The 26,146-nt window shown below is 63.6% G+C and carries 22 protein-coding genes; 12 read left to right on the top strand and 10 right to left on the bottom strand.

The window, feature by feature from the left end:
- The first annotated feature begins 41 nt into the window (after positions 1-41).
- From AC1TQG_RS09840 to AC1TQG_RS09830, 3 genes are read left to right on the top strand one after another with little or no spacing between them, the layout of a single operon-like run.
- Positions 42-875, top strand: a complete 834-nt coding sequence (locus AC1TQG_RS09840) for a VTC domain-containing protein (protein ID WP_482136736.1) — start codon at positions 42-44, stop codon at positions 873-875.
- A complete protein-coding gene (locus AC1TQG_RS09835; protein ID WP_482136735.1) occupies positions 872-1,549 on the top strand; it encodes a DUF4956 domain-containing protein in 678 nt (225 codons plus the stop codon). Before AC1TQG_RS09840 ends, AC1TQG_RS09835 begins: the two co-directional genes overlap by 4 nt.
- On the top strand, positions 1,549-3,228 hold the full coding sequence (locus AC1TQG_RS09830; protein ID WP_482136734.1) for a CotH kinase family protein: 1,680 nt from the start codon (positions 1,549-1,551) through the stop codon (positions 3,226-3,228). The genes AC1TQG_RS09835 and AC1TQG_RS09830 overlap by 1 nt, the downstream gene beginning before the upstream one ends.
- Here the strand turns inward: AC1TQG_RS09830 and AC1TQG_RS09825 are convergent.
- The 4 genes from AC1TQG_RS09825 to AC1TQG_RS09810 form a co-directional block, all read right to left on the bottom strand.
- Positions 3,221-3,772, bottom strand: coding sequence for an extracellular solute-binding protein (locus AC1TQG_RS09825; RefSeq protein WP_482136733.1), 552 nt, complete (start codon positions 3,770-3,772; stop codon positions 3,221-3,223). The genes AC1TQG_RS09830 and AC1TQG_RS09825 overlap by 8 nt on opposite strands.
- 129 nt (positions 3,773-3,901) lie before the next feature.
- Positions 3,902-4,870 carry an antibiotic biosynthesis monooxygenase gene (locus AC1TQG_RS09820; RefSeq protein WP_482136732.1) on the bottom strand — a complete coding sequence of 323 codons (969 nt, stop codon included), beginning with the start codon at positions 4,868-4,870 and terminating at the stop codon, positions 3,902-3,904.
- Between the two features lie 33 nt (positions 4,871-4,903).
- Positions 4,904-7,624 (bottom strand): molybdopterin-dependent oxidoreductase, encoded by a 2,721-nt coding sequence (locus AC1TQG_RS09815; protein WP_482136731.1) that lies wholly within the window; start codon positions 7,622-7,624, stop codon positions 4,904-4,906.
- Positions 7,621-8,445 carry an FAD binding domain-containing protein gene (locus tag AC1TQG_RS09810; RefSeq protein WP_482136730.1) on the bottom strand — a complete coding sequence of 275 codons (825 nt, stop codon included), beginning with the start codon at positions 8,443-8,445 and terminating at the stop codon, positions 7,621-7,623. Before AC1TQG_RS09810 ends, AC1TQG_RS09815 begins: the two co-directional genes overlap by 4 nt.
- Before the next feature lie 228 nt (positions 8,446-8,673).
- On the opposite strand from AC1TQG_RS09810, the gene AC1TQG_RS09805 reads away from it, so the two are divergent.
- The 4 genes from AC1TQG_RS09805 to AC1TQG_RS09790 all read left to right on the top strand — a co-directional run bounded on the left by AC1TQG_RS09805 (position 8,674) and on the right by AC1TQG_RS09790 (position 13,080).
- Positions 8,674-9,135, top strand: coding sequence for an SgcJ/EcaC family oxidoreductase (locus AC1TQG_RS09805; RefSeq protein WP_482136729.1), 462 nt, complete (start codon positions 8,674-8,676; stop codon positions 9,133-9,135).
- A 117-nt stretch (positions 9,136-9,252) separates the two neighbouring features.
- Positions 9,253-9,657, top strand: coding sequence for a hypothetical protein (locus tag AC1TQG_RS09800; RefSeq protein WP_482136728.1), 405 nt, complete (start codon positions 9,253-9,255; stop codon positions 9,655-9,657).
- A gap of 254 nt (positions 9,658-9,911) precedes the next feature.
- Complete coding sequence (locus AC1TQG_RS09795) at positions 9,912-11,969, top strand: Hsp70 family protein (RefSeq protein ID WP_482136727.1); 2,058 nt, start codon at positions 9,912-9,914, stop codon at positions 11,967-11,969.
- Between the two features lie 136 nt (positions 11,970-12,105).
- Positions 12,106-13,080 carry an FUSC family protein gene (locus AC1TQG_RS09790; RefSeq protein ID WP_482136726.1) on the top strand — a complete coding sequence of 325 codons (975 nt, stop codon included), beginning with the start codon at positions 12,106-12,108 and terminating at the stop codon, positions 13,078-13,080.
- Between the two features lie 20 nt (positions 13,081-13,100).
- Here the strand turns inward: AC1TQG_RS09790 and thiD are convergent, their stop codons facing one another.
- The 3 genes from thiD to AC1TQG_RS09775 all read right to left on the bottom strand — a co-directional run bounded on the left by thiD (position 13,101) and on the right by AC1TQG_RS09775 (position 16,953).
- Complete coding sequence (thiD, locus tag AC1TQG_RS09785) at positions 13,101-13,913, bottom strand: bifunctional hydroxymethylpyrimidine kinase/phosphomethylpyrimidine kinase (protein ID WP_482136725.1); 813 nt, start codon at positions 13,911-13,913, stop codon at positions 13,101-13,103.
- A 69-nt stretch (positions 13,914-13,982) separates the two neighbouring features.
- Complete coding sequence (locus AC1TQG_RS09780; protein WP_482136724.1) at positions 13,983-15,242, bottom strand: APC family permease; 1,260 nt, start codon at positions 15,240-15,242, stop codon at positions 13,983-13,985.
- 76 nt (positions 15,243-15,318) lie between these two features.
- The gene (locus AC1TQG_RS09775) at positions 15,319-16,953 is read right to left on the bottom strand and encodes a SpoIID/LytB domain-containing protein (RefSeq protein ID WP_482136723.1); all 1,635 of its coding nucleotides are present in this window, start codon (positions 16,951-16,953) and stop codon (positions 15,319-15,321) included.
- A 309-nt stretch (positions 16,954-17,262) separates the two neighbouring features.
- Here AC1TQG_RS09775 and AC1TQG_RS09770 point away from each other — a divergent pair, with 309 nt between their 5' ends.
- Positions 17,263-19,257 (top strand): N-acetylmuramoyl-L-alanine amidase, encoded by a 1,995-nt coding sequence (locus AC1TQG_RS09770; protein WP_482136722.1) that lies wholly within the window; start codon positions 17,263-17,265, stop codon positions 19,255-19,257.
- A gap of 140 nt (positions 19,258-19,397) precedes the next feature.
- On the opposite strand, the gene AC1TQG_RS09765 is transcribed toward AC1TQG_RS09770, so the two are convergent.
- Together AC1TQG_RS09765 and AC1TQG_RS09760 are read right to left on the bottom strand one after the other, a co-directional pair.
- On the bottom strand, positions 19,398-20,228 hold the full coding sequence (locus tag AC1TQG_RS09765; protein WP_482136721.1) for an HAD family hydrolase: 831 nt from the start codon (positions 20,226-20,228) through the stop codon (positions 19,398-19,400).
- 1 nt (position 20,229) lies between these two features.
- Positions 20,230-20,988: a lysophospholipid acyltransferase family protein gene (locus tag AC1TQG_RS09760; RefSeq protein ID WP_482136720.1), complete on the bottom strand. Its 759-nt coding sequence runs from the start codon at positions 20,986-20,988 to the stop codon at positions 20,230-20,232.
- Positions 20,989-21,187: 199 nt separating this feature from the next.
- Between AC1TQG_RS09760 and AC1TQG_RS09755 the strand changes: the two genes are divergently transcribed.
- Positions 21,188-21,616 (top strand): STAS domain-containing protein, encoded by a 429-nt coding sequence (locus tag AC1TQG_RS09755; protein WP_482136719.1) that lies wholly within the window; start codon positions 21,188-21,190, stop codon positions 21,614-21,616.
- 47 nt (positions 21,617-21,663) lie between these two features.
- Positions 21,664-22,113 carry an ATP-binding protein gene (locus AC1TQG_RS09750; protein WP_482136718.1) on the top strand — a complete coding sequence of 150 codons (450 nt, stop codon included), beginning with the start codon at positions 21,664-21,666 and terminating at the stop codon, positions 22,111-22,113.
- Here the strand turns inward: AC1TQG_RS09750 and AC1TQG_RS09745 are convergent.
- A complete protein-coding gene (locus AC1TQG_RS09745; RefSeq protein WP_482136717.1) occupies positions 22,101-22,871 on the bottom strand; it encodes a lysophospholipid acyltransferase family protein in 771 nt (256 codons plus the stop codon). The genes AC1TQG_RS09750 and AC1TQG_RS09745 overlap by 13 nt on opposite strands.
- Positions 22,872-22,965: 94 nt before the next feature.
- On the opposite strand from AC1TQG_RS09745, the gene AC1TQG_RS09740 reads away from it, so the two are divergent.
- Together AC1TQG_RS09740 and AC1TQG_RS09735 are read left to right on the top strand one after the other, a co-directional pair.
- Positions 22,966-24,528 carry a Rieske 2Fe-2S domain-containing protein gene (locus AC1TQG_RS09740; RefSeq protein WP_482136716.1) on the top strand — a complete coding sequence of 521 codons (1,563 nt, stop codon included), beginning with the start codon at positions 22,966-22,968 and terminating at the stop codon, positions 24,526-24,528.
- 102 nt (positions 24,529-24,630) lie between these two features.
- Positions 24,631-26,124, top strand: a complete 1,494-nt coding sequence (locus AC1TQG_RS09735; protein WP_482136715.1) for an FAD-dependent oxidoreductase — start codon at positions 24,631-24,633, stop codon at positions 26,122-26,124.
- Positions 26,125-26,146: the final 22 nt, after the last annotated feature.

Below are 26,146 nucleotides of genomic sequence, written 5' to 3'. Positions count from 1 at the left end.
TTCATCCCGGCGTATCGGAACGGAAGAGGTGACGAACCGGGGTGAGTACCCAGGGATATCAGCAAACGGCGAGCAGATTGCATGCGTTCAACCGCTACGAGATCAAATACTTCGTCGATGAGCTGAAGGTTCCACAGCTGCGCGAAGAACTTTCCGCCCGCATGGACTCCGATCCGTACTCGCCCGTCGGCGGGTACCCGGTGACGTCGTTGTATTACGACACCCCGGATCTGCGGTTCTACTGGGAGAAGATCGAGGGACTGAAGTTCCGGCGCAAATTGCGCATGCGTCTCTACGGGGATCCGGCACAGTGCACCGACACCACCGAGGTGCATGTCGAGATCAAGCAACGCGTCAACAGGGTCACCCAGAAACGCCGGATCTCGATGCCATACGGCGCCGCACTGCGATGGCTGAACGAGCGCCAAGACATCGAGTGCGACCCCGCGCACAGACCATTTGTCAACGAGGTCACCACGCTGATCGGCAATCTCGACCTGCGACCGATCGTCACCACCGGCTATCTGCGTGAAGCATTCGTCGGCAACGACGCAGACCTCGGGCTTCGAGTGACCATCGACCACAGGGTCCACGGCCGTGACCGCGATTTCGACTTCGCCTGCGCTTCGGAAAACAAATTCACCATTCCACCCAAACTGGCGGTCGTGGAACTCAAGGCGAACGAACGTGTGCCCTACTGGGCCACCGATCTCACCGCCCGGCTGAACATGTCGGTCATCCGCGTGTCGAAGTACTGCCAATCCGTAGAAGCATTCGGGATGGCTCCGCGATCCCAGATGGGTGCAGCAGAACCTGTTGTGCCACAAGAATCCAAGAGCTGTGCGAGTATGTCCGATTTGAGGAAGAGTTTGTGAATATCGATCTGCAAGATCTCAGTGGAACGTTCAACACGTTTGACGTCATCTGCTCATTGGCGTTGTCGTTTGTGCTGTCGGCGACGGTGGCCTGGGTCTACCGCTACACCCACAAGAACGTCTCGTACAGTCAGTCATTTGTGCAGACACTGGTGATGTGCGGCATGATCATCGCCCTCATCATGCTGGTTGTCGGCTCCAACATCGCGCGCGCATTCGCTCTGGTCGGAGCACTGTCGGTGATCCGATTCCGCAACGCCGTCAAGGAAACCCGAGACGTGGGATTCATTTTCCTTGTGATGGCGATCGGTATGTGCACCGGAACCCGCTTCTACCTTCTCGCCATCGCGGCAACCGTGGCGATCTGCCTCGTGCTCGTGATCATGTACAAGTTCAACTGGTACAAGCTCGACGTCCAGCGCCAGGTGGTCAAGGTCCAGGTTCCGCCGGAGCAGGAGTACGCGAAACTGATCGAAGACGTGATGATCAGCTACTGCCTCGAATTCGAGCTGGTGTCAACGGAATCCACCAGAGCCGGCGCCCTCAATGAGCTGTACTACACCGCGCGCTTGAAGAAAGGGAAGCAGCCGGCCGAGCTCATCGCCGCACTGAGGGACGTCAACTCCGGCCAACGAGTCACCGTTCTGACCGGATACGACCAGACGGATATCTGATGGCCGACGATCCGGATCCGGCGGTCTCTGAGCCCGGTCCGCCCAAAAAGAGTCTGCGCCACCATATTCCGGTCAGCATGCGCCAGCACTGGAAGATCGTGGCGACCTTTGTGGCGTTTGTCGTCGTGATGGCAACGGTGTTCGGCACCACCCGGATCCGTCCGTACATCACCGGAGATCAAGCGATCGTCGCATCGGAGATCACCGAGAACATCACCGGCACCGTCGATCTGTTCGACGACTCGGAAGATCACGAGGTATCCGTCGACTTCACCGACGCCGAGTACCAAGACATGATCACCGCGTACAGCGATGACGGCGAGAAGAAATGGATCAATGCGACGGTGACGATCGACGGCACCGTGATCTCGGATGCCTCGGTACGTCTCAAGGGCAACTCCACATTGATAGGTCTACGTGGAGACGGGGATCGACGGGGTGCCGGCGGCGAGGGCGCCCAAGCTCCCCAGGGTATGGAACCTCCCGAAGGCTTCGAGCCACCGGAAGGCATGGAACTCCCGGAAGGCATGGAACTCCCCGAGGGCATGCAGCCGCCGACGGATGGGCAGATGCCGGGCGGCGGCATGGGCGGCATGATGGGCGGCGCCATGGGGTCCGTCAGCGCAGCGGATCCCAGCTCACTTCCGCTGTTGATCAGTTTCGACGAGAACGCCAAAGGCCGCGCCTACCAAGGGCTCACGGAGATCTCCGTGCGTCCGGGATCACCCGTGATCAACGAGGCGATGGCCCTGTCACTGACCGACGAGACCGGACAGGCATCGCAGCGTTACGCCTACAGTGTCTACCGCGTCAACGGCGGCGAGAGTTCGACGCGTCTACTGCTCGAACATCCCGACTCCGCGTACGCCGACACCCTCTTCGACTCCCCCGGCTATCTGTACAAGGCCGACGCGAACTCGAAGATGGCGTACGTCGACGATGACCAGGCGTCGTACACCAGCCAGTTCAAGTTGCTCAACGCATCGGGAACCGGCGACGTGGAGCCGATCATCAATTTTCTGCGATGGCTCGACAACGCCGACGACGAGGAGTTCGACGAGCACCTCGGTGACTGGGTGGACGTCGATTCGTTTGCGCAGTACGTGGCCACCCAGAACCTGCTGGTCAACTCCGACGACATGAGCGGCCCGGGCCAGAACTACTACCTCTGGTACGACCTGGAAACCGAGAAGATCACGGTTGTCGCGTGGGACCTCAACCTGGCCATGAACGGCCAGACCACTGCCGGTCCCGACGACACCGTGTCAATGGGTGGCGGCGGTGGCGGGGGCCCCCGACCCGGAGCAACCGCGACGGACGGGCAGGTGCAGCAACGCCCCGACAACACCGGCACCCGGCAGGCAGCGCCTGAGGGCCAGGACAAGTCCCAATCCGACACCAAAGGTCAGGTCGGCCCAGGTGGTGGAGGTATGGGCGGTGGTAACCCGCTGAAGACCCGGTTCCTCGCGTCGGATGCGTTCACCGAGGTCTATGAGTCCGCGTACTGGGATCTGTACGACCAGATCTACGCGAGTGGTCTGGCCGAGGGACAACTCGACGCCCTGGCGCAATCCATTCCCACCAGCGACGGTTTGACCGCAGACGATCTGACGGCCGACATCGACAGCATGCGGACCTGGATCACGGCCCGCAACGCCAACCTGGCTGCGCTCAGATGATCCCGACCTCGGCCAGCAGCGTTCGCGTCTGCTCGATCGAGGACAACTGATCAAGGTCCACGTCTGCCCCCGCCACCGAATCCAGCGGGGGCAGATCGTATTTCGACTCGATGCCGGCGATCACCGGGTATTCGGCGGTCTGGTTCGCGAAATACGTCTGCGCCTGGGCTGAAAGCAACTGCCGGACAAATGCGAATGCCGCTTCTTTGTTCTGCGATGACGCCAGGACCCCGACTCCGGCAACGTTGACCAGTGCACCGGGATCGCCTGCCGAGAAGTTGTGGAGAGCGACCGCGGACTGCGATCCCACCTTGTCCATGAACGTGTACCAGGAGAAGTGGTTCGTCAGCCCCACCGCGATATCGCCTCTGTTCACCGCTGCCATCATCGCGTCGGTGACCTCGAAGGAACTGCTTTCCGGGGCATATCCGATCTGCCCCTTCCATCGTGGGTCGAGCAGACCGTCGATCCCGGCCGGTAGGTCCGAATCCATGACTTTGGTGGAGTTGTAGGCGAGGGCGCGCTGACGTGCCGTGGTGGCCACCCATGTTCCATCAGCCGGCGAGCGTCAGGCAGGCGCCGAACGCAAGAACAGTTCTCTTGAACGTCATGAGCACCTCACTGCCGACAAGCGGATATCGTGAGCAACTCTAACGGACAGGCGGATAACGACTCAGGGCAACGACCAGAGCACAACGGTGACCAGGTAGAAGACCACCACCCACAATGCCGTCACGGCGGCGACAATGCCCCAGCCCCACGAATTGGTCCACCGGGCAGTGCGTTCCGGCCGTGGCCAGAGCCATACCTTCAGGAGTTTGTTCACGTAATAGGGCATCGTGAAATAGCTCATCAGGAAGCTCGAGAGGAGGTTGCCGATCAGCAACCCGAGCCACAACGGCATCTCGAGCGGTGACAATGCCAGCGACAAGAGCACGACCGTCGGATACAGACCCACCCAAACCGCGATGGACGTCTTGAAGCCCGACGGGGGCGCCGCCTCATTTCCCTTGTCGTCGAAGGCAAACCAGCTGCCGAAGGAATTGTCGATGGTCCGCAGTTCGAAATCACTGAACCGCTCACCTTCCGCCAACAGCTCGCGGCGCTCGGCGGAGGTCAGCCAAGCATCGAGATCTGCGGCGTTGTCGTACCGGTACAGCGCGGTCCATTCGTCCTGCAGACCTTCGATCGGCCGGAACAACTCGGATCCGCGGAACCCGTCGAACTTCGTCTCGGCCTTCTCCAGGCGGCTCTGCCAGGCCAAGAAGTCGTCCACGAGTTCAGGTTTGACCCGATGGGTCACAACCACCGTCACCAGCGGGTCCGCTGCCTGCGCGCCACCGCTGATCACCTGCTGGGTGGCGGGTCCGTCGACGTAGTCGCGCCCGCGATCCAGGAGTTCCTGACGAGTCACACTGTTGATCCAGGCCTGCAGATTGGCGACGGAGTCGAAGCGGTAGACGACCACCCAGTCCGGCTGACGGTCGGTGGGCTGGGCAACTTCCGCCGCGACGAACCCCGGATAGACCGAGGCCGCGGCATTCATGCTGTCCTGCCAGATCGAATACGCCGATTCAGCTCCGGGCCGCACCTTCTGACCGATGATGACCGTCGCTACGGTGTTGATCGTTTCGGCGCTCATCGCCATCTCCTAAAGAGGTTCGTCGAATGTGAATCAGGCTGGTGCCACGGTCGATCGGGACGCCCCGAGACGGTGGAAGATCCGATCCGGGGTGAGCGGAAGCTCTCTGTACCGGACGCCGGTCGCGTCGAAGACAGCATTGGCCAGCGCCGGGGCCACCGGGTTGATACAGCACTCCGCCATCCCTTTGGACCGCATCGGGCCCACCGAATCGTGCGACTGAACCAAGATCACCTCGGTACGCGGCACGTCGGCAAACGTGGGGATGCGGTAGTTACGCAGGTTCGGGTTTCTCATCGTGCCGGTCTCATCGACGTGATAGTCCTCGGTGAGCACGAATCCGAGCCCCTGCGCCACACCACCTTCCACCTGACCCCGAACCTGGGCCGGGTTGATCACCACACCCGGATCAGCCGCCTGCACGCTGTACAGGATGCGGATCTCGCCGGTGATCCGGTGAACCGCAACCCGGAATCCGTGGGTGTTCGACGTGACGCTGCGCGGTGATCCATACGCCTTTCGAGCCTCCGTGAACTTGATCCCGCGCCGCGCCCCGGCCTCGACGATCTCGGCAAGCGTCAGTCGGGTACCACCACAGAGAACACCGTCGTCGTCCATCGCGCAGCCGGCGAGCGGTACACCGGTATGCGATGCTGCGAACGCCAGGATCCGGTCCCGAAGTGCGTTGGATGCGTTCAGAACCGCGTTGCCTGCGACGAAGAGGCCGGCGCTGGCGAAAGCGCCCGTGTCGAAACCTGTTCGGTCCGTGTCAGATTGGATCAGCCGCACTCGTGACGGCGTGGTGCCCAACTGGTTTGCGCAGATCTGGACGTGCGCGGTCGAGGTACCCTCACCGAACTCGACCGTTCCGACGGCCAACTCGTAGACGAGGTCGTCGCCCAGAGTCGCCCACGCCTCCGAGATGTGCTCGGTCGGCGGCGCGGTCTCATGGATCGAACTCGCGGTTCCGACCCCGATCAGCCAGTCATCACCCAGCGGCACACCATTATTGTTGCGCGCCAACGCCGCATCGACCAGATCGATGCATTCACCAAGGCCGTCTTCACTGAACATCACATCGTCCGGACCGTCTTCGAATGCGATGAGAGCATCGCCCGGACGGATGATGTTCCGGCGCCGAACGTCCATCGGGTCCATGTCCAACAGGACCGCCAGCTCGTTCATCGCGGATTCGACCGCAAAAGCCGGTTGCGTCATCCCGTACCCACGCAGCGCACCACTGGGCACCGTGTTGGTGTAGACCGAATAGGCGTCGTATTTCTTGTTGGCGCAACGGTAGAGCATCACCGCGGCGCTGCCCGCGAACAAGGTCTCACCACCGTGGTTACCGTATGCACCGGTGTTCGAGACGTTGCGGACCTGGAATGCGGTGAGCGTTCCATCCGCCTTGGCACCGAGTTTGACCGTCAGCTTCATCGGGTGTCGCGGGGATGCCGTGGTGAACTCTTCGGTCCGGGTGTATTCGAGCGATACCGGCGCACCGGTGTCCATCGTTGCCAATGACACCAGGTCCTCGGCGATCACCTCCTGTTTGCCACCGAAGCCGCCGCCGACCCTTTTACAGAACACCCGTAGCTGGTCAGGACGCAGATCGAACAGGTGCGCGAGCTTGACCTTGGCAATGGACGGAGACTGTGAACTGGTCCGGACATTCAGGCGACCGTCCTGCATCCACGCAATCGATCCGTGGGTTTCCAGATGCGCGTGCTGCACCCGGGGTGAGGCGTACGTCCCCTCGTGGATCACATCGGCCTCGGCGAACCCGGCCGCGACATCACCGACGTGCCCGTGGATCTCGAGCAGGATGTTGTGTTCTGGGTCCTGAACGAAGGGGTCGGACGAACCGTGCAGCGCAGGCGCACCCTGCGACATCGCGTCTTCGGGATCGAAGACCGCGGGCAGCAGATCGTATTCGACCACCACCTGACGGCAACCCTCCTCGGCGCCGCCGATGGTCTCGGCGAGTACGGCCACAACCCGTTGCCCAACGAACCGGACGACGTTGTCGAGGATGTAGGTGTCATCCGGATCGACGAGGTGGTCGGTGTGGATGGCGGTGGTGAACAGTTTCCGGGGAACGTCCTCCCACGTGTACACACGGTGCACGCCGGGCACGGCAAGGGCCGCGGACTTGTCGATGGACACGATCCGGGCATGAGCGTGGGGCGAATGAAGCACCTTGAGGTGCAGCATTCCCTCCATCTCGACATCCATCGTGTATTCGGCGCGGCCGGTGACGATATCCACGGCAGCCGGTGCCCCCACGCTGGTTCCGACGGCCTGGCCCGCCTTTGCCTCCTCGATCTCCGAGACGCCGTTGACGGCGTCTTCGATCGCCCGATAACCCGTACAGCGGCAGAGGTTTCCCTTCAGCGCCCGCGGCAGGTCCTGTTTCTGTGCATCGGTGAGCGCCGCCGCCGTCATGATCATGCCCGCCGTACAGAAGCCGCACTGAAAACCCGGTGCCGCACAGAAGTTCTTCTGCATCGGATGGAGGTCTTCGGGAGTGCCAAGGCCCTCGATGGTGGTGACCTCATGGTCGTCGGCCCGGAACGCCGGCGTGATGCAGCTGTGGATCGGACTGCCGTCGAGCCACACGGTGCAAGCACCGCAGTCACCGCCGTCGCAACCCTTCTTGACTCCGTGATGGCCCAGATCACGCATGAAGGTGCGTAGACACTGACCCGGATCCGGCTGTTGCTCAAAGGATTTACCGTTCACCGTGTACGTCATGCCACACCGCCTGCCAATTCGATCCGGATCTCTTCGGCGAAGTGGTTCGCCAGGTGCCGCCGATGATCGGGCTTGCCGTTCGGGTCGTCGAACCAGAGCTCGCTCGGCAGCGCATCGATGGCGGCACGCAAGGTGGCGGCGTCGGGGGTCGTGTCGAACGCCAGCCGGACCGGCCTGGTGGTTCCGGCGGTGATGGTCAGCAGCAGATCGGTGGTGCCCGGTGTCTGTGTCCCGACCATGAAGATCGTGGAACGGCCCATCTTGGTCAGGGTGAACCGGCGGACGGCATACCGTTTGCGCAACGCATACGCCGGAATGGTGATGCGGCGCAGGATCTCACCGGATGCCAGTACGTTCTCGTGGTTTCCGGTGACGAACTCGGCCGCATCAACCGTCCGCTCACCACCGTCGGCCGCCCACAGGGTGTAGGTTGCCTCCAGCGCAACGGTCATCGTGATCATCGGACCTGCAGGCAGGGACATGACGACGTTGCCGCCGACTGTTGCCGCGTTCCAGACCTTGAACGACGACAAGAACGCTTCACAGCTGGTCGCCAGCAACGGCCCGGCCACCCAACCATTCGGGGGCACAAAGGCATACAGATCGCGAATCGTGCAGGTGGCGCCGATCTGCAGGCCGTCGACATCGGATACGAGCGGCTCCCAGCCCAACGAGGTGAGATCAACCAGCCGACGTAGATGCGGCTGGTCGTCGGAGAACAACCACGTTCCACCAGCAAGCCAGGCATCGCCGGTGCGCCAGATCTCCCCCGGTCGCTGCGGTGGGCGCCGGACAACGTCCGTGACAGTGTTGATGTCCATGAAGGACTCCCTCTGGGCAGGTGATGCGCAGGGATGCCATTGCGCCGGTGTAAATGTACGCGACCAACAACTCTGATGTGCACCAAAGAACATTTCGGGCAACTTGCGGATCATCAAGCGCCCGTTACCGATACGCGTTTTTAGCCGCGTAACGTCGGTCCAGCTCATCCGTTCGCACTACACACGTTAGCTTGACTTAAAGCACACTTGAACTCCTAGTGTCATCGTATGACTGAATCGAACCTGCCTACGGACACCACCCGGCCGACTCTGCACCGAGCCGACGACAACGACGAGGTGGCAACCGCGGTTGCGCTCCTCGTCGATCGGCTACAAAACGCAACGAATGCCGATCAATACGACTCGCTGTTCGCCTCAGATGTGCTCTGGGGAAGCCCGAAAGGCCAAGTACTCCAGGGATACTCACTTCTCAACACGATTCATCGGTCCCTGATGGGCGGCAAGGTACCCGCAGCACCGACGTCCGAATTTCAGGCAGTTCAGAGCATTTCCCCCGCACCCGGGGTGGTGGTGACACACATCCGGAGGCAGGCGTTGTCCGCGGATGGCGAGCCCGACACCACCGGATTTTCGGAGATGGCCATGTATGTACTGGTGAACAAGGACGACCAGTGGTGGCTCGCGGCCGGCCAGAACACCCCTGTCAGCGATGTACTACCGAACCAGTAGATCGATACCCGGAAACCTCTTTCGTATCCACCGGAACATTTGGCGCGTTCGGACTCTCCTATCAACAACACCGCAAGCGAGACCATCGCGAGCACCCACACCAACAAGGAGAACCACATGTCCGACAACAGCATGCCCGAGATCAGCGAAGACGCCACCGTCCTGGAGGTCTTCGACGTCGACAATGACGGCGTGACCGAATCCGCCCTCGTGGACGTCGACGGCGATGGCGTCGGCGACGTCATGGTCCAGGACTACGACCAGGACGGCACCGCAGAGACCCTCGCCTTTGACACCGACGGCGACCAGCACTTCGAGACCGCGGTCTCCGACTCCGACCAGGACGGGATCGCCGACACCGTGTTCCTCGACGAGAACGCCGACGGCGAACACGACATCGCATTTGTCGACGACGATCAGGACGGCGAGATCGACAGCGCCTATGTCCACGAGACCGGCACCGACGAATGGACCGAAATCGATCCCGACAGCGTCGAGAACCCCGACACCAGCGCCCTCTGAGTCGGCGACAACCAACATCAGAGGAACCCGATGTCCGATTCCGACGGCGACGGGTTCAGCGAGACCAGCGCATCCGACCTCGACCAGGACGGCATACCGGACGGCTTCAAAATCCTGTAGCCGACGCTGTCTCAACCGTCGTCTGGCAGTACGACATTCACCCACAGGACAATCGGCTGCCGCCAACGCCTATATGCCTTACGTTGGCGGTGGCCGACTCCGATGGCCAACTCACTTCGAAAGGAACCCCACCGATGTCGAATCAATGGTGGCTGGCGATCGACTTCGGTACGTCGAATACCGCCGCGGCCGGATACGAACCCGGTTCGGGTGCCCCGTCGGTGGTGCCTCTCTCCCACAACAGCGACATCATGTCGTCGTCGGTATACGCGGATTCGTACCGCAATGTGCTGGTCGGCGAGGCCGCCGTCAACCAGGCCGCAGGCAATCCCGCCGCGTTCATCACGCACCCGAAACGGCACATCAATGCCGGCACGGTTCCGGTCGGAAATCTTGATCTGCCACTGGAGAACCTCATTGCTGCCGTGCTGAATTCGGCAATGAATCGAGCGGTGGAACGCCGCGGCGGTACCCGGCCCAGCCGGTTGATCCTCACGCACCCCGTGGCCTGGTCACCCGAGGAGATCGATGTCCTGACCCGGGCGGCCGAGTTGATCGGATTCGACCGTTCCGCGATCACCCTGATCTCCGAACCCCGCGCCGCGATCGCGCATTACACCCGGGCCATCCCTCCAGGAGAAGCCGCAGGCAAGACGATTGCGGTAGTCGACTACGGGGGCGGCACATGCGATGTCGCCGTTGTCAAGATCGGTGATGCGACGTCCACACCCGGTTCGATCGACCTGATCGCGCACGACGGAAGCAACGGCCTCGGCGGCAAGAACCTCGACGCCATGATCCGGCGGTGGGTCGACAAACAGCTCACCTCACGCGCACCCGAACTCCTGGAGTATCTGCGGACAGAGGCAAACCTGTCGACCAAGCGCGCCGTCGACGACAACATCCGACGCGCCAAGGAGCTGCTGTCCGAATCGCCGCGCGCGGTCATCAACATCAGTGCAGGCGGGCACGAGGCCATCCTCGAACTGACACGCGGCGAGTTCGAGCAGCTCATCGCCGCCAACGTCGACTCGGTTGTCGACCTCACCCGGCGGACACTGGCTCGCGCGGGTGCCGGCGGTGACGTCCAGATCTACCTGACGGGCGGCTCCTCACGGGTGCCATTGGTCCAGCAGCGCCTCGGTGAACTCGGCACGGTGGCAACACTCGACAACCCGAAGACGGTGGTCGCACTCGGAGCTCTCGAAGCCCTCGTCGCAGAGTCGGATTCCGCCGGTTCCGCGGGCGCACCGCTGCCGACGCCACCGATCGTCGGTGTTCCGTTGTCCAAACCCGCAACCCCGGAAACGACGTCCGGTCCACCGCCACCGAATGCACCGGGCTGGGGTACACCGAGTTGGGGCTCGACCGAGGCGCCGGCGCCGGCACCGGGTGGCGAATATGTGCCCACTGCCCAATACAGCACGAATCCCCAATATGGTTCGGACCCCCAGTACGGTTCGGATCCCCAGTACAGCTCGAACCCCCCGCCGAGTTATGCCGCCGCCTACGGCTCGCCGCCAGAGCAGCCGGTCCCCAACCCGAACCGCAAGCGCAATCTCACGATAGGTGCGATCGCTGCGGTTGTGGTTGTGCTGGTCGCTGCCATTCTCGGAGTGGCCATCGCCAGTTCCGGCGGGGACAACGACCCCAAAGCCGGGCCGGCAAGCTCGTCGACCACATCGACGGCGAGCACCACCTCGACCAAATCCACGACCACCACCAAACGCCAGGAACCCACGACAAACGCTTCCACAACACCTGGCGCCCTTGGTGCAGACGACCAGGGGCTGGTCGACGCCAACCCGGATCTGTTCGACGCCGACACCTGCCAGACGGTGGACCGTCCGGACTATGCCGTCGCCGCGATCATCTGCGCGCCGGCCAGTGGCGTACTCACCGAAGGCACCACGGGAGCACCACCGAGCGCCATCGCCCTGTTCGACGCAGGTACCTCCGACATCAAGGCCATCGCCGACACCGCGTATGCGGAGAGCAACACCTCCGAGTTGTTCACCCAGACAATCGACGGCGACCCGGTGTACGCCTACTTCGACACCTTCGACGACAACACCGTTGCGTACATCATCTACTCAGAAGTCAACGGAACCATCACCTGGTGGGTCACCGACAGCACCGACCAGGAAGCCTTCGCCGCGTGGTTGCGCTCGGCCCAGATCTGCCTGTGCTGAACCGAGTTCGTCCGGGTGGGAAATGGTTCCTCAACCAGCGCGTCTACCTGACCGGACCCTGCTAGCGTTTTGACAAGGCACATCCGGCTGCCCCGATATCCCTGAGCCGGATCAGCTGCGAAAGGCGTTGTGGCCCATGCCCGAGAGACCGCTCTTCGCATGGAGCCGTATCGGGGCGGGCCTCGGCGCGGTGGCCGCCGTACCCGCTGTGGCGGTCGCGTTCTCTGACCTCGCCGCGGCCGCCGCCCTCGGTGTAGGTGTACTACCTGCCGCCGTGGTCGGAATCCCACCACGACGCAGACAACGCCTCGTTCTGCTGATCTCCGGTCTGCTCATCGGCGTACCGATGATGGCCGGTTCACTGGTGGCCCCATACCCGGTGCTTGCCGTGCCGGTGATCTTCGGGCTGGCGCTGGGCGCGGTGCTCCTGGCAGGTGTCGCCCGGTTCGCCCGGCTCGGGCTACTGATGATGACCCTCGCGGTACCGATGGTCGGCGTCGGCCTCAGCTACGACGGTCTCGGCGAATCGGCAAGACTGACTGCGCTTTTCGTCGCCGGTTCCGCCTTTGTCTGGCTGGTCTCCCTGGTGCTGCCACAGCGGGAACCCGAGGCTCGGGACGCTCCACCCGAGGGACCGGGGATGGCATACGGACTGCGATTGGGCGCAGCCGGAGCGGTCGCGGCTGCGATCGGTTTTGCACTCGACTTCGACCATGTCGGATGGGCCTGCGCCGCAGCGCTGATGGTGATGCGTCCGGCGCGAGGCGTTCAGATCTCCCGCATGGTCGGACGTCTGGCATCGGTTATCGCCGGCGGCGCACTGGCCGTACTGCTGATCGAAACCTCGCCACCCACGGTCGTTTACGCAGTCGCCTTTGGACTGACGCTGACACTGGCGGCTGCCACAGCAGGCTCGAGGTTCTACATTCTGCCCGCATTCACGACGTTCTTTGTGATCATGCTGCTGGGATTATCCAATCCCGACAGCGCGCCCTCCCGGCTGTTCGAACGGCTCGGCGAAACCGCACTCGGTGTGGCGATCGCGCTGTTCTTCGGGATTCTGCTGCCGGCATTGATGTTTCGGGCACCGGACGGCGAGCGATCAGACTGACCGCCATGTTCAGCGCACGATCACGCGATCCCGATTGACGGTTGGGGCATGTTCGTGGCGATCCTGCCCACGATCCCGGCCCTGGTGAACTCCTTGGCCACCCGAACGGCGTCGAGCACGTCCGCTCCCTTGGCGAGTTCGGCCGTGATCGCGGCGGCAAATGTGCAGCCGGCGCCGGCAACTCGCTCTTCACCGATCTTCGGTGCCCGGAACTCAGTGAAATCAACACCGTCGTAGACGACGTCGACGGCATCGGTGCCCGGTAGTTCCATTCCGCCCTTGACCACGACGTATCGGGGTCCGAGGTCGGCGATACGCCGAGCTGCCTCTTTGAGGTCGTCCACACTCTCGACGCTCTCCATGCCGGCAAGGGTGCGCGCCTCGAAGAGATTCGGTGTGACCACCGTGGCCAGCGGGAGGATCTCACTGCGAAGACCGTTGTCCGTGTCGAGGGCAGCGCCCGGTTCTTGCCCTTTGCAGATCAGGACCGGATCGACCACGATGTGCCGCCAGGTCTGCTTCGCGAGCGCGTCGGCGACCACGGCGATCGTCTGCGGCGTCCCGAGCATGCCGATCTTCACCACATCGAGATCGTGCGCGCTGGTGGCAGCTTCGATCTGATCGACGATGACCTCGGGATCCACCGCAACGAAGCGATGCGCCCATCCGGACTTCGGGTCGAACGAGACGATGCAGGTGATGGTCCCGACGCCGTACGTCCCGAGCTGCCGGAAGGTACGCAGGTCAGCCTGTAACCCGGCGCCGCCGGTGGCCTCCGACCCTGCGATCACGTACGAAATATGCGGCGCCGTTCCGTCAGCTTCTGGACGCATGGGGTCATCTCCTTGTTCTTGGTACGTGGACCATTGTCCCAGCTGCCCGAACTCGCGATGACTCCGCCGTCAACGGGCGATCACACGTCGCAGTCCGTAGACCGCAGCGCCGCATGCCAGGACCACAAGCCCGGCAATGACCGACGCGGCCGGTAGTGAGGCCGCCAGGACAACACATCCGACCAACCCGAGCACGGGTACCACCCGCGGTGGCCGGCCCTCGTCCTTCCGCAGAGTTGCCGCGGAGAGGTTGGCGATCGCGTAATAGATCAGGACCGCGAACGACGAAAACCCGATCGCCTCACGTAGATCCGCAGTCGCGGCCAGTACCGCGACCACCAGCCCGATCACCAGTTCTGCGCGGTACGGGACCCCCGTCGCCGCGCGGACCGCGGCCAGCGAATGCGGCAGATGTCGATCACGCGCCATCGCCATGCTCGTCCGCGAGACACCGAGCAGAACCGCGAGCATCGACCCGAGGGCAGCCACCACCGCTCCGATCCGGACCACCGACTCGAGCCCGGGGGCGCCGGCTGCCGTCACCGCATCGGCCAGTGGCGCAGCCGACCCGGCCATGTTGTCGGCGCCCAGAACACTGAGCACCGCCACCGCCACCACCAGATAGACAAGCAAGGTGATCCCCAGTGCCGTGGGGATCGCCCGCGGAATGGTCCGGGCGGGATCGCGCACCTCCTCACCCAGCGTGGCGATCCGCGCGTATCCCGCGAACGCGAAGAACAGCAGGCCGGCTGCCTGAAGTACACCGGTGACGGTGACATCGGTGAACGGGTCGAGCCGATCGGGTTGCGAGGCGTCCGATGAGAGGGTGGTGACCACCACGGCCGCAAGGACGGCCAGAACCACCGCCACGATCAGCCGCGTGACCAGCGCCGACTTCGCGACACCCAGACAATTCACGGCGGTCAGGAGCACGACGGCAGCGACCGCGACGGCATGGGCGTACTGCGGCCACAGATAGAAACCGACCGTCAGCGCCATCGCGGCACACGAGGCGGTCTTCCCGACCACGAATCCCCAGCCCGCGAGGTAGCCCCAGAATGCGCCGAGTCTTTCGCGGCCGTAGACGTACGTCCCACCCGACACCGGGTAGAGGGCGGCGAGCCGCGCCGACGACGTCGCATTGCAGTAAGCGATGACCGCGGCGATCGCCAGACCGATGATCAGCCCGGACCCGGCCGCCGCGGCGGCAGGCGCCAATGCGGCGAAAATACCGGCGCCGATCATCGATCCGAGCCCGATTGTCACGGCGTCGAATACGCCAAGTCTGCGATGGAGTTGCCCGGCGGCGGCCGGACCGGGTTCGCTCACGCGCCCAGTATCCCAGCCTGGCCCCGAAATCCGCCCGATAGAGGGGCCCCGAGGCAACATTGCCCTCGGGGTTCACTCACGGGGATGAAGTTGGGGCGAACCCTTCGGCAAGAGCGCTCAGCGCATCCTCGACCGGCAATCCCAAGACGGTTTCGCCGCCCTGAAGCAGGTAATTCACCAAGGCCACACCGGCCAGCGCATGCGCGCCGCTTTCGGGGCTGAAGAACACGGCACCGTTCTGGAACTGCTGCACCGCACCGGTTCCCGTGACAGTGGGTTCGACCGGTCCGAGGGCTGCTCCGAGTAGTCCTGCGGGACCGCCCAATTCGGAAAACTTCGTCCCGATGGCGGCCTCTGCCAGTGCCAGCAATTGACCGAGCAGTTCGTCGGTACCGGTGGAGGAATCAGGGGTTCCCGGCGTGCCCGGGGTTGTCGGAAGCGTTGGGATGGCCGGTAACGCCGGCGCGGCCGGTGTGCCGCCGACGCCCGAGGGCGGTGCGATGATCGCGGGCGGGCTCACCTGTCCCTGCACGGAGAAGAACGACGACTTCAGCTGCAGTCGCGTGCGAACCTCCTGCGCGGGAACGTCGACGCTGCCTCCGGTACCGCTGATCCGGATGGTGGCGGCCCGGCCGGACTCTGCACCCATGCCGTAGGCCTCGATCACGTCGAAGCCGGTCAGGGATCCGACGCCGAATTCGCCTGCGATGCTCGCCGAACTGACCGAGGCGGTCCACTCGTGGTGCGGTGAGATCGCGTCACCCTCATCGATCACGGCCGGAAAGTCGCGTCCGTCGGTCGCGCCGCCGGTGGAGGAGGAGAATTCGGTGAACGCCGGTTTTCCGTCCTTGAGCAGGATCTCTCCGGCGGTGGCGTCGACCGCGATGTTGGAGCGGGGGTCTTCGGCACCGAATCCGCCGTAGACCTGAGAGTTCATGGTGTCGTCGATCGGCTTGCTGATATCCATCGAAGCCAGTGCGTAGGTGCGGGCGGCAACGGCCTGCGCCTTGAGCGCCTCGGCGCCACCCTCATCGGCCCAGGTCACGATGCTCTCTTTGGGCACAACACCTTTGACGTAGTCGTCGAGCGGAACGACGTTGATCACGTTGCCGCCATCAAAACCGAGCGAACCACGGACTGTCTGATCGGAGCCGCACATCCGGAGCAGTTCCGCTGGCGGGCGTCCCGGGCCCGGGGTGATCGGTGAGACCAGGGACCGCGAAAGTTCGACGGACTGGACCACCGGACCACCACAGCCGGTGGTGATGGTGGCGGTGGAACCCGACAGACTCACGGCCTGCCCGGGTGCCACCGCCACATCACCAACCCTCATTCCGGCGTCCGCGAAGACATTGACCGACGACTCGCCTGTGAGAATTACCGAGACGTCGACGTTGTCCACCTTCCCCGCGGTGGTGCCGCCGTAATAGTGACTCAAGATCTGAGTCGAGGTCCAACCCTGTTTGGCATAACCAAACGCGCCCCACTGGCCCATGCCGCGGCCGTGCCCGTTACCGTGCCCGACCAGCGTCACCTCGCCACCGACCGCAAGCGAAACATCTGCTTCGACAACCCGCGGAACCACCCATCCGGCAGCTCCGACGGCCATCAACAGGGCCACCCCGGCCACTGCCGGCCGCCGCAACCGGGCACCGTACGCAGCCCGGCCCCCAATGGGTCGAGTGGTGTACAGGCCTGGGATACGCGGCATGGCTGTCCCTTCGCAACAGTTTCGCCCACTGCGGCTTCACACACACGCATCAGCACGCAATGTGACTAGTGGGACTGAAGTGACACTAGTTGCTATTTCCGAGCCACAGAAGTCACAGGACATAACAACAGCATCACGAGTTTCACGCCACGCCGGTCTAGGTCGTGGACTTCGGGCCGCACAAAAGACACGATTTGCCGGTCTAACAAGTCGAAGGGGAAGTCGACGTTGCGCAGGACGCCCCCTTTGGCGTGCTCTCACACGTCGGTGATCACCAGCTCGACCAGTGCGACAAACAAGGAGAACTACGTGCGCTATCGCCGCCCCAAACCCTCGATCGTCCTGGGCACTGTTGCCGCCGTCGTCGTCGCAAGCCCGGTCGCCATCCTGGTCGGAGGCAGTGCGCCGAACTTCGCTGTTGATCCCAGTGATGTGCCAACCGCGCAGTCGGTCACCCCGACGACCATCAACCAGGTCAGCCTGAACGACGTTCCGACGCTTGTTCTCAACCTGGTGAAGTCAGGACTGGCGGATGTGGGTGTGACGCTCCCGCCGATCGACATCTCCGGGATCGAGCTGCCCGACATCCCACTGGAGATCCCGAGCGGCCTTCTCCCGTCCACCACCGCGCCCGCCACCACCGTCCCGGAGTCCACCACTCCTTCCAGCGGCGCACCGGCCCAACCCGCCGCACCCGAGGGCGCACTGGTCAAAGAGATCAGCCAGGACACCCCATTCTCGATGGTCGGACTGACCTGGGACGGACTGGCCGACACCGCCGCGTTCATCCGCGCCAAGGCACCCGACGGATCATGGGGCCCATGGCTCTCGGCCGACAAGATTGACGGCGTCAGCGACAAGGACCCGAACAAGCAAGGCACAGAACCGATCTGGATCGGTGAAGCGAACGTCATCCAGATCGCCGTCACCAACGACGGCGTTGCCGCTCCGGGCAGCGGGCCGGCCGACCCCGCCGCCGGACCGTCCGGAACCCAACCGTCGACGACCTCCACGTTCACCACACCTCCGGTGCCGCAACGCACCGAAACCTCGATCCCGACATCGACGGTCGCTCCGGGTGAGATCGCGCCCCGCGTATTCACGCCCAAGGACCAGCCGTTGCTGACCACCACCGGTGCACCCCAACAGGATCTGGTGCAGGCCCTGTCATCGATCAGCGCCGCACTGATCTCGCCCGGAACGAGCGCACCGATCGCAGAAGGTCAAACTCCTGCCGCAGAGGTCGCCCCTCCCGCCGCACCGGCAGTTCCCGGTGTCCCGCAGGTGATCTCCCGGGCCCAGTGGGGTGCCGATGAATCGCTGCGCTGCTCGGAGCCGACATATGACGACGCGTTGGAGGACACGGTCGTCCACCACACGGCAGGCTCGAACGACTACACCCCCGAGCAGTCCGCCGAGATCGTCCGCGGCATCTACGCGTACCACGCGCAGACCCTGGGCTGGTGCGACATCGGATACAACGTGCTCGTCGACAAGTACGGCCAGACCTTCGAGGGCACGGCCGGTGGACTCGACAAAAACGTCCAGGGCGTCCACACCGGCGGGTTCAACGAGGACACCATGGGCCTGGCGATGATGGGCAACCTCAACGAGGTGCAGCCGACACCCGAGATGATCAACGCGGCCGGAACCTTCCTCGGATGGAAGCTGCGACTGGCCGGACTCGATCCGAATGGACAGAGTTCGCTGGAATCCATCGGATTCCCGGGTGGCCTGTACGCCGCCGGTGAGACGGCAACGGTGTCGATGATCAGTGGTCACCGCGACTTCTACAGCACCGACTGCCCCGGCCAGTTCGGCTACGACGCACTGCCACAGATCCGCGCGATCGCAGCAGGCAACGGCCAGTTGCCGACCGCCAATCCGCAGGTCCTGTCCACCACCGACACCGGCGCCATCGCCCAGCAGTGGATGACAACCGGCGGCCCTTCCGGCGAGCTCGGCAACGCGACAACCGTCGAGCAGACCACCCCCGACGGCACCGCCAAGTACGCCGACTTCGAGAACGGCAAGATCTACTGGTCCGAGGCCACCGGCGCACAGGTGATCAAGGGCGCCATCGAGACAGCTTGGGCGGCACTGGGATTCGAAACCGGATCCCTGGGCCTGCCGACGTCGGGTGAAACCTCCGGACCACAGGGCATCAGCCAGTCGTTCCAGGGCGGAACGTTGATCTTCAACCTGATCACCGGCATCGTCGAGGTGCTCCGCATCTACATCGACGAGTTCAACAACAGCTACAACCAGCAGCGCGACCTGGCGACCACCGCACCGCCTGCCTGATCCAAGAATCCGCTCCACCTACTTGTATTCGCTCCTGTTGCAACGGGAGCGGATACAAGTAGGTGGAGCGGATTCCTTTTTTGATGTGAACCAGCGGATTAGAACCCGCGGGTCAGAACCCGCGGGTCAGAACCCGCGGGTCAGAACCAGCGGGCCAGAACCTGGCCCACACCACCGACATTGTTGTCCGGGGCGATCTCGTCGGCCGCGTCGATGGCGGCCTGATGCCCGTCGGCCATCGCGAAACCTCTTGTCGCCCAACGCAACATCTCGATGTCGTTGGGCATGTCACCAAAGGCCACCGACGCATCGACCGGCAGATCACGAAGGCGTGCAAGCACTTGAAGGCCACTGGCCTTGCTGACCCCGGGCGCCGCGAGTTCGATCAAGCCGCTGTCGGTGGAGTACGTGACGTCCGCGAGATCGCCGACGACCGAGGCCATCCGGCGAGCCATCTCATCGCTGGTCATCTCCGGACGCCGCACCAGCAGCTTCACCGCTTCTTGTGACAGCACATCGGCTTCACTCATCTCGATGTGATCCGGGTTGAGCCAGGCGTGCTGGTAACCCGACGTCGCCACAAACGGTGGGGTCGCGGCGTCGTGGGCACTCTTGCCGACCCTCTCCACCGCCAGTCCGCATCCGGGAATCTGTCGGTACGCAAACTCGGCCAGCTTCTCGAGCACGGATGCGCCCAGGGTTTGCGAGTGCAGGATGCGGTCGGTCGCGACGTCATAGACGATCGCACCGTTGGCGCACACCGCATACGGTTCGACGTCGAGTTGGTCGGTGATCTCGGCGATCCATCGGGGCGGACGTCCGGTGGCGATCACGAAGGTGGCACCGGCGGCAGTCGCCTTGTTGATCATCGAGCGCACCAATTCGGGCACCAGGTTGTTGTCGTCGATGAGCGTGCCATCGACATCGCTGGCAATCAGTGTGGGCGGGCCTACGAACTCCGGGGGCGGCATTTCATCCATTTTGCCTTTTCGCCAACCGCGCGGCTGCGTCGGCCATGTCCATCGCTTCGGCCTCTTCCAGCGTCGGGGCGCTCCCACCGAGGCGGGCCGGCACCCAATATGCCCCGGCCGGGTGGTCGCCGTACCGCTCCTGGACCTCGAGCAGCATGCACTGCATGGTCTGCTTCAGCGTGGTGACCAGCGCGTCAGTGGTCGCGGTACCGGCCGCAGGCGGCGCGATCGGATCTCCGAACGCGACGATGACCGGCGTCTTGGTCCTTCCCAGATTGCGCGGACCACCCTTCGCCGCGATGCGTTGGGCTCCCCAGACGATCACCGGCACAATCGGAGCCTGCGCATCAATCGACATCCGCGCCACACCCGACTTGAACCCCTTGATCTCAAAACTCCGGCTGATCGTCGCCTCGGGATACACGCCGACCACTTCCCCACTGCGAAGGGTCCGCACCGCGACCTCGTACGCCTGGGCGCCCGCGGTCCGATCAACCGACACCGTCTTGGTGTGTTTGATCAGAAAGCGCATGACGGCAATCTTCTCCATCTCCGACTTGATCATGAATCGCACGCGCCTGCCGCAACGGTGAACGCCCAGTGCAGCAGGCAGGAAGTCGAGATATCCCGTGTGGTTGATCGCCAACACCACTCCACCGCGGGCGGGCAGCTTGTCCAGGTCGACGAAGTCGAGCTTCAATCCCTGCGCCCTGACCAGCGTCTTCGCGGTCATTTCGAGCGCTCGGAATACCGGTTCCATGGCGGACAGCCTAATTCAGGGCAGCGCAGGCGCAGCCCGATTTCCGCGACGTCGCGCACCTGATCTTCCGTGTGTTCAGGGCTACAGCGGCATGCCACACAGGACTTCGGCCCCGCCAACATCAATTGTGCAAATATGAACGAGGCCGGTTCACTGATGAGCCGCCACGTTCATCTGACACACGGCACAAGGGGTTTCGATGGACTCGATCGACAAACACTCGACTCACACTCGCGAAGACAACGATTTACCCGCCGGAAGCGGACTGACCATTGCCGCCGACCGCCAGGGCGGACTGGTTGTCTTGACCGTGCGCGGCAGCATCGACGTACTGACCGTCCCGCAGTTGTCCGATGCCGTCGGCGAAGCGATCAGCGGGGTCCCCACCGGACTCATCATCGACATCTCGGCCGTCGACTTCCTGTCCTCTGCAGGCATGACGGCACTGGTCACGGCGCACGAGAACATCGCACCGACCGGACGCCTTGCCGTGGTGGCCGACGGACCAGCAACTGCCCGGCCCATGCACCTGGTCGGGCTGGACCAGACCGTCACCGTGTACGCCACGGTGGACGAAGCTGTAGCCCAATTAGGTGAAGAACGCCGCGCCGACCCCTACACCGCATAAAACCCACTCCCCCTGGGTAACACCGAAGGGTGGATGGCGACCAAACCATGACGAACCTGCCGATCGAGAACCCGCAGCTCGCGTTCACCGACGTGACTGCCGATCCGGCAGCGGCAACTCGGCTTCGCCAACACCTGGCGAGCTGGCTGCAAGACGAGGTTCCCGAGGCCGATGGCCACGCCGACGCGATCGCCCTTGCGGTGTACGAAGCCCTGGCCAACGCCGTGGAACACGCGTACGCGCATCTCGCCGGACCGGGGACGATGAACCTGCGCGCCATCTATGACCGGTACGACTACCTGCTCAGTGTGACCGTCCAAGACCACGGCCTCTGGCAGCAGGCGAAGGCATCATCCTCCGCGGGGCTACGCGGGCGAGGGATCCCACTGATGCAGGCGCTCTCCGATCACCCGCGCATCAACCCGACCGCCTTCGGCACCACCGTCATCCTGGAATGGAACGTCGGTCGCGATTCTTCGCGACCTCAGCCGCCGTGACCGGCCTCGGTCCGGGCGGCTCGTTTGGCAGCCTTCTCGGCCTGCTCATCGGCGTCCATCTGATTCGCTTCCTCCAGCGTCGGTGCACCGCCGCCGAGACGGGCCGGAACCCAGAACTCACCCTGCGGATGCGGGCCGTACGATTCCTGAAGTTCCAGCAACAGCTCGCTCATCACCCTGTGCAGCTCTGCGGTGACCGCGGCCGGATCGCCGCTTGCGTCGACAGGCTTGCCCACCCCGATCGAGATGGGGATGTTCGTCCGGCCCAGTCGCTTGGGATGGCCCTTGGTCCACACCCGCTGGGCGCCCCAGACCACGGTCGGAACGATCGGCACGCCCGCCTCGTGAGCCATCCGGGCCGCACCCGACTTGAGCGCCTTGATCTCGAAACTGCGGCTGATGGTGGCCTCGGGATACACACCAACGAGTTCGCCTGCCCGCAAGTAGTCGACCGCGGCCCGGTAGCTCTCGGCGCCGGCGCCACGGTCAACCGGGATGTGCCGGAGGCTGCGCATGATCGGTCCGCTGATCTTGTTGTCGAAGACCTCTTTTTTGGCCATGAATCGGACCTTGCGTTTACCCTGCACGAACGCGGGCAACCCGGCGTAGGTGAAGTCGAGGTAGCCGGTGTGGTTGATCGCGATCACCGCGCCGCCGGTTTTCGGCACATTCTCGACGCCGGTTACCGTGAACGTCAGCCCCTCGGCCGCCCACAGCGAACGGGCCAGGGCGATGACTGTGTCGTAGACCGGTTCCATTCCGCGAGCTTAGCGTTGGCTGGCAGGCGGCCATCCCCATGCGGTCGATACTCTGGGGACCGCAGCAAGAGCACCACAATTTTGGAGGCAGTACGTGCAGGTCACGAGCGTTGGACACGCAGGATTCCACATCCAGACGGCAGCGGGGTCCATCCTGTGTGATCCATGGGTCAACCCCGCATACTTTGCGTCGTGGATCCCATTTCCGGACAACAGTGAGCTGGACTGGAAAGCCCTTGGCGACTGTGACTACCTCTACGTCAGCCACCTGCACAAGGACCATTTCGACGAGCAGAACCTGCGGGACAACGTCAACAAAGACGCCACCGTCCTGCTGCCCGACTACCCGGTTCCCGACCTGAGGCGGGCGCTGGAAGAACTCGGTTTCCACAAATTCGTGGAGACCGAGGACTCGGTGAAGACCACGGTCACCAATGACAAGGGCAGCCTCGACGTCATGATCGTGGCGTTGCGGGCACCCGCCGACGGCCCGATCGGGGACAGCGGGATCGTCGTCTCCGACGGTCAGACCACCGTGTTCAACATGAACGACGCCCGGCCGGTCGATCTCGACGTCATCACCGAGCAGTTCGGTCACATCGATGTCCACATGCTGCAGTACTCGGGCGCGATCTGGTACCCGATGGTCTACGACATCCCGAAGCGTTCCAAGGCCAACTTCGCGGCGCAGAAGCGCCAGCGCGGCATGGACCGCGCGCGGTCGTACATCGAACAGGTCGATGCCACCTGGGTCGTGCCGTCGGCCGGGCCGCCGATGTTCCTCGACGAGGAGCTGCGGTACCTCAACGACATCGAGAACGACCCCACCAGCATCTTCCCGGATCAGGAAACGTTCCTCGATCAGATGAAGGAACACGGCACCGACGACGGCGTCAAGCATCGCGGGCTGATGATGGTCTCCGGGTCCACCGCGGAGTTCACCGGTTCACAACTCGACGAGATCAGCCATCCGTACCCGCCGGAACAGGTCTTCGGCAAGAACAAGGCCGCCTACCTCGACAAGATGGCGGTGAAGTTCGCCCCGATCATCGCCGCGCAGAAGGCAACCTGGGCACCGGCCGAAGGCGAACCACTACTCGAGCCCCTCAAGTCGCTCTTCGAGCCGATCATGGCGCAGAGTGATCAGATCTGCGATGGGATCGGTTACCCCGTCGGGCTTGTGATGGGCGACGAGACAGTCGTTCTCGACTTCCCCAACCGCACGGTCCGTGAACCCAAGGAGAACGAGGGCAAGTACCGGTACGGCTTCCGGATCGCACCCGAGTTGGTCCGGACCGTTCTGCGGGACAACGAACCCGACTGGGTGAACACGATCTTCCTCTCGACCCGGTTCACCACGTGGCGCATCGGCGGATACAACGAATACCTCTACACCTTCTTCAAGTGTCTGACCGATGAGCGAATTGCCTACGCGGACGGATGGTTTGCCGAGGCACATGATGATTCGTCGTCAATCGTGAAGGACGGCTGGGAGATCCAGCGACGCTGCCCCCACCTGAAGGCCGATCTGAGCAAGTTCGGTGTCATCGAGGGAGAGAAACTCACCTGCAACCTGCACGGCTGGTCGTGGGATCTGCGCAGCGGCCGTTGCCTGACCTCGAAGGGTCACGAACTCCGCAGCAGCAAGGTCGAGTAGTCGCCAGATCTCTGTTCAGATCGGTGGGCATTGGTCGACGACGCCAACTCGGACTGATTCGCAGCGTGTTTGGTCGGCCCGTCATCGGGGTATGGCGATCCGGTGTCCTCATTCTGGCGTGACCGAGTCAATGTCGAGACGCCCTCGGGAGCAGTCACCGACACCCGCTACGAATACGTCGTGGTGGGGGGTGGGATCACCGGGCTGGCCACCGCGCTACTGCTGTCACGGGCCGGCTCCCAGGTAGCGGTACTGGAAGCCCGCCACGTGGGTTTCGGCGCCACGGGCAACACGACCGCAAAACTCAGTTTGCTGCAGGGCACGCGGTTGTCGAGCATTGCGGCCAAACACACGGCCGACACCGTCAGACGATATGTCGAGGCCAACTTCGAAGGTCAGCGGTGGTTGCTCGATCTGATGCGCGACAAGGGTGCCGCGTTTCAACTCAGGGACGCGTACACCTACGCCCAGTCCGACGACGGTATCGAGGCCGTCGAAACGGAGTTCCGGGTCGCACGACGAGCGGGATTGCCGGTCCAACGTGTGGACCAACTCGACACGGCATTCCCGGCGCGCTCGGCGGTGGTCTTGACCGATCAGGCCCAGTTCGACCCGATGGATGTATTGGCGGTTCTCGCCGCAGAGGCGCAAACGCAGGGCACCGACATCTTCGAGAACGTCCGGGTGCGGTCGGTCCGCACCGACCGGGGCGACCAGGTCTTGGGCACCGATCAGGGCGATGTACGGGCCGGCACAATTGTATTGGCAACCGGTACACCAATTCTCGATCGTGGTGGATACTTTGCGCGGCTCCATCCCGAAAGGTCTTACACCGCCGCCTTCGACGTGTCCGAAGAGCTTCCCAGCGGAATGTTTCTCTCAGCCGACCAGCCGTCGCGGTCGGTCCGTACCGTTCCGACCACCGAGGGCGAGGTGTTGCTCACCGGCGGGGCGGGCCACACCGTCGGCCGGACCCGATCTGAACAATCACTGGTTGACGAACTCATCGAATGGACCATGCAGTCATTCCCGACCGCCCGCCTCCGAGCTCGTTGGTCGGCACAGGATTACGTCTCCATCGACGAGCTGCCCTATGTCGGTCCGCTCGTTCCTGGGCACGACAACATCGTGGTGGCCACGGGGTACGCCAAATGGGGGATGTCGAACGGGATCGCGGCCGCACTCATGCTGTCCGGGCAACTACACGGAGCCCACAAGTCCTGGGCGAGCGCATTCAATTCTTCTCGCTACCAACAGCTTTCAGGACTTCCCACCGCCGCGATGATCAACGGTGCTGTCGGACTGGAATTGGTCAAGGGTTGGGTTGGCGCCGCGATCGCCGGTTCACCGGAGTCGCACGCATCGGCCACCGAGCGCACGGGCGAGGTTCGCAGGGACGGTGCACATCCGGTAGGGGTCTGCACCGTGGGTGGCAGGCAACACCGGGTTTCCGCGATCTGTCCGCATCTGTTCGGGATTCTGAAGTGGAATGACGCCGAATCATCCTGGGATTGCCCACTTCACGGGTCACGCTTCCGTCACGATGGCGAGATCCTCGAAGGACCTGCCACGTCACCGCTGCGCCGGCTCAAGTGATCAGCCGTCGCTCGGGGATCCG

The organism is Williamsia sp. Y844, from assembly GCF_056786475.1.
The sequence above is the reverse complement of the archived record's forward strand: the minus strand, read 5'-3'. Positions and strand labels throughout refer to the sequence as shown.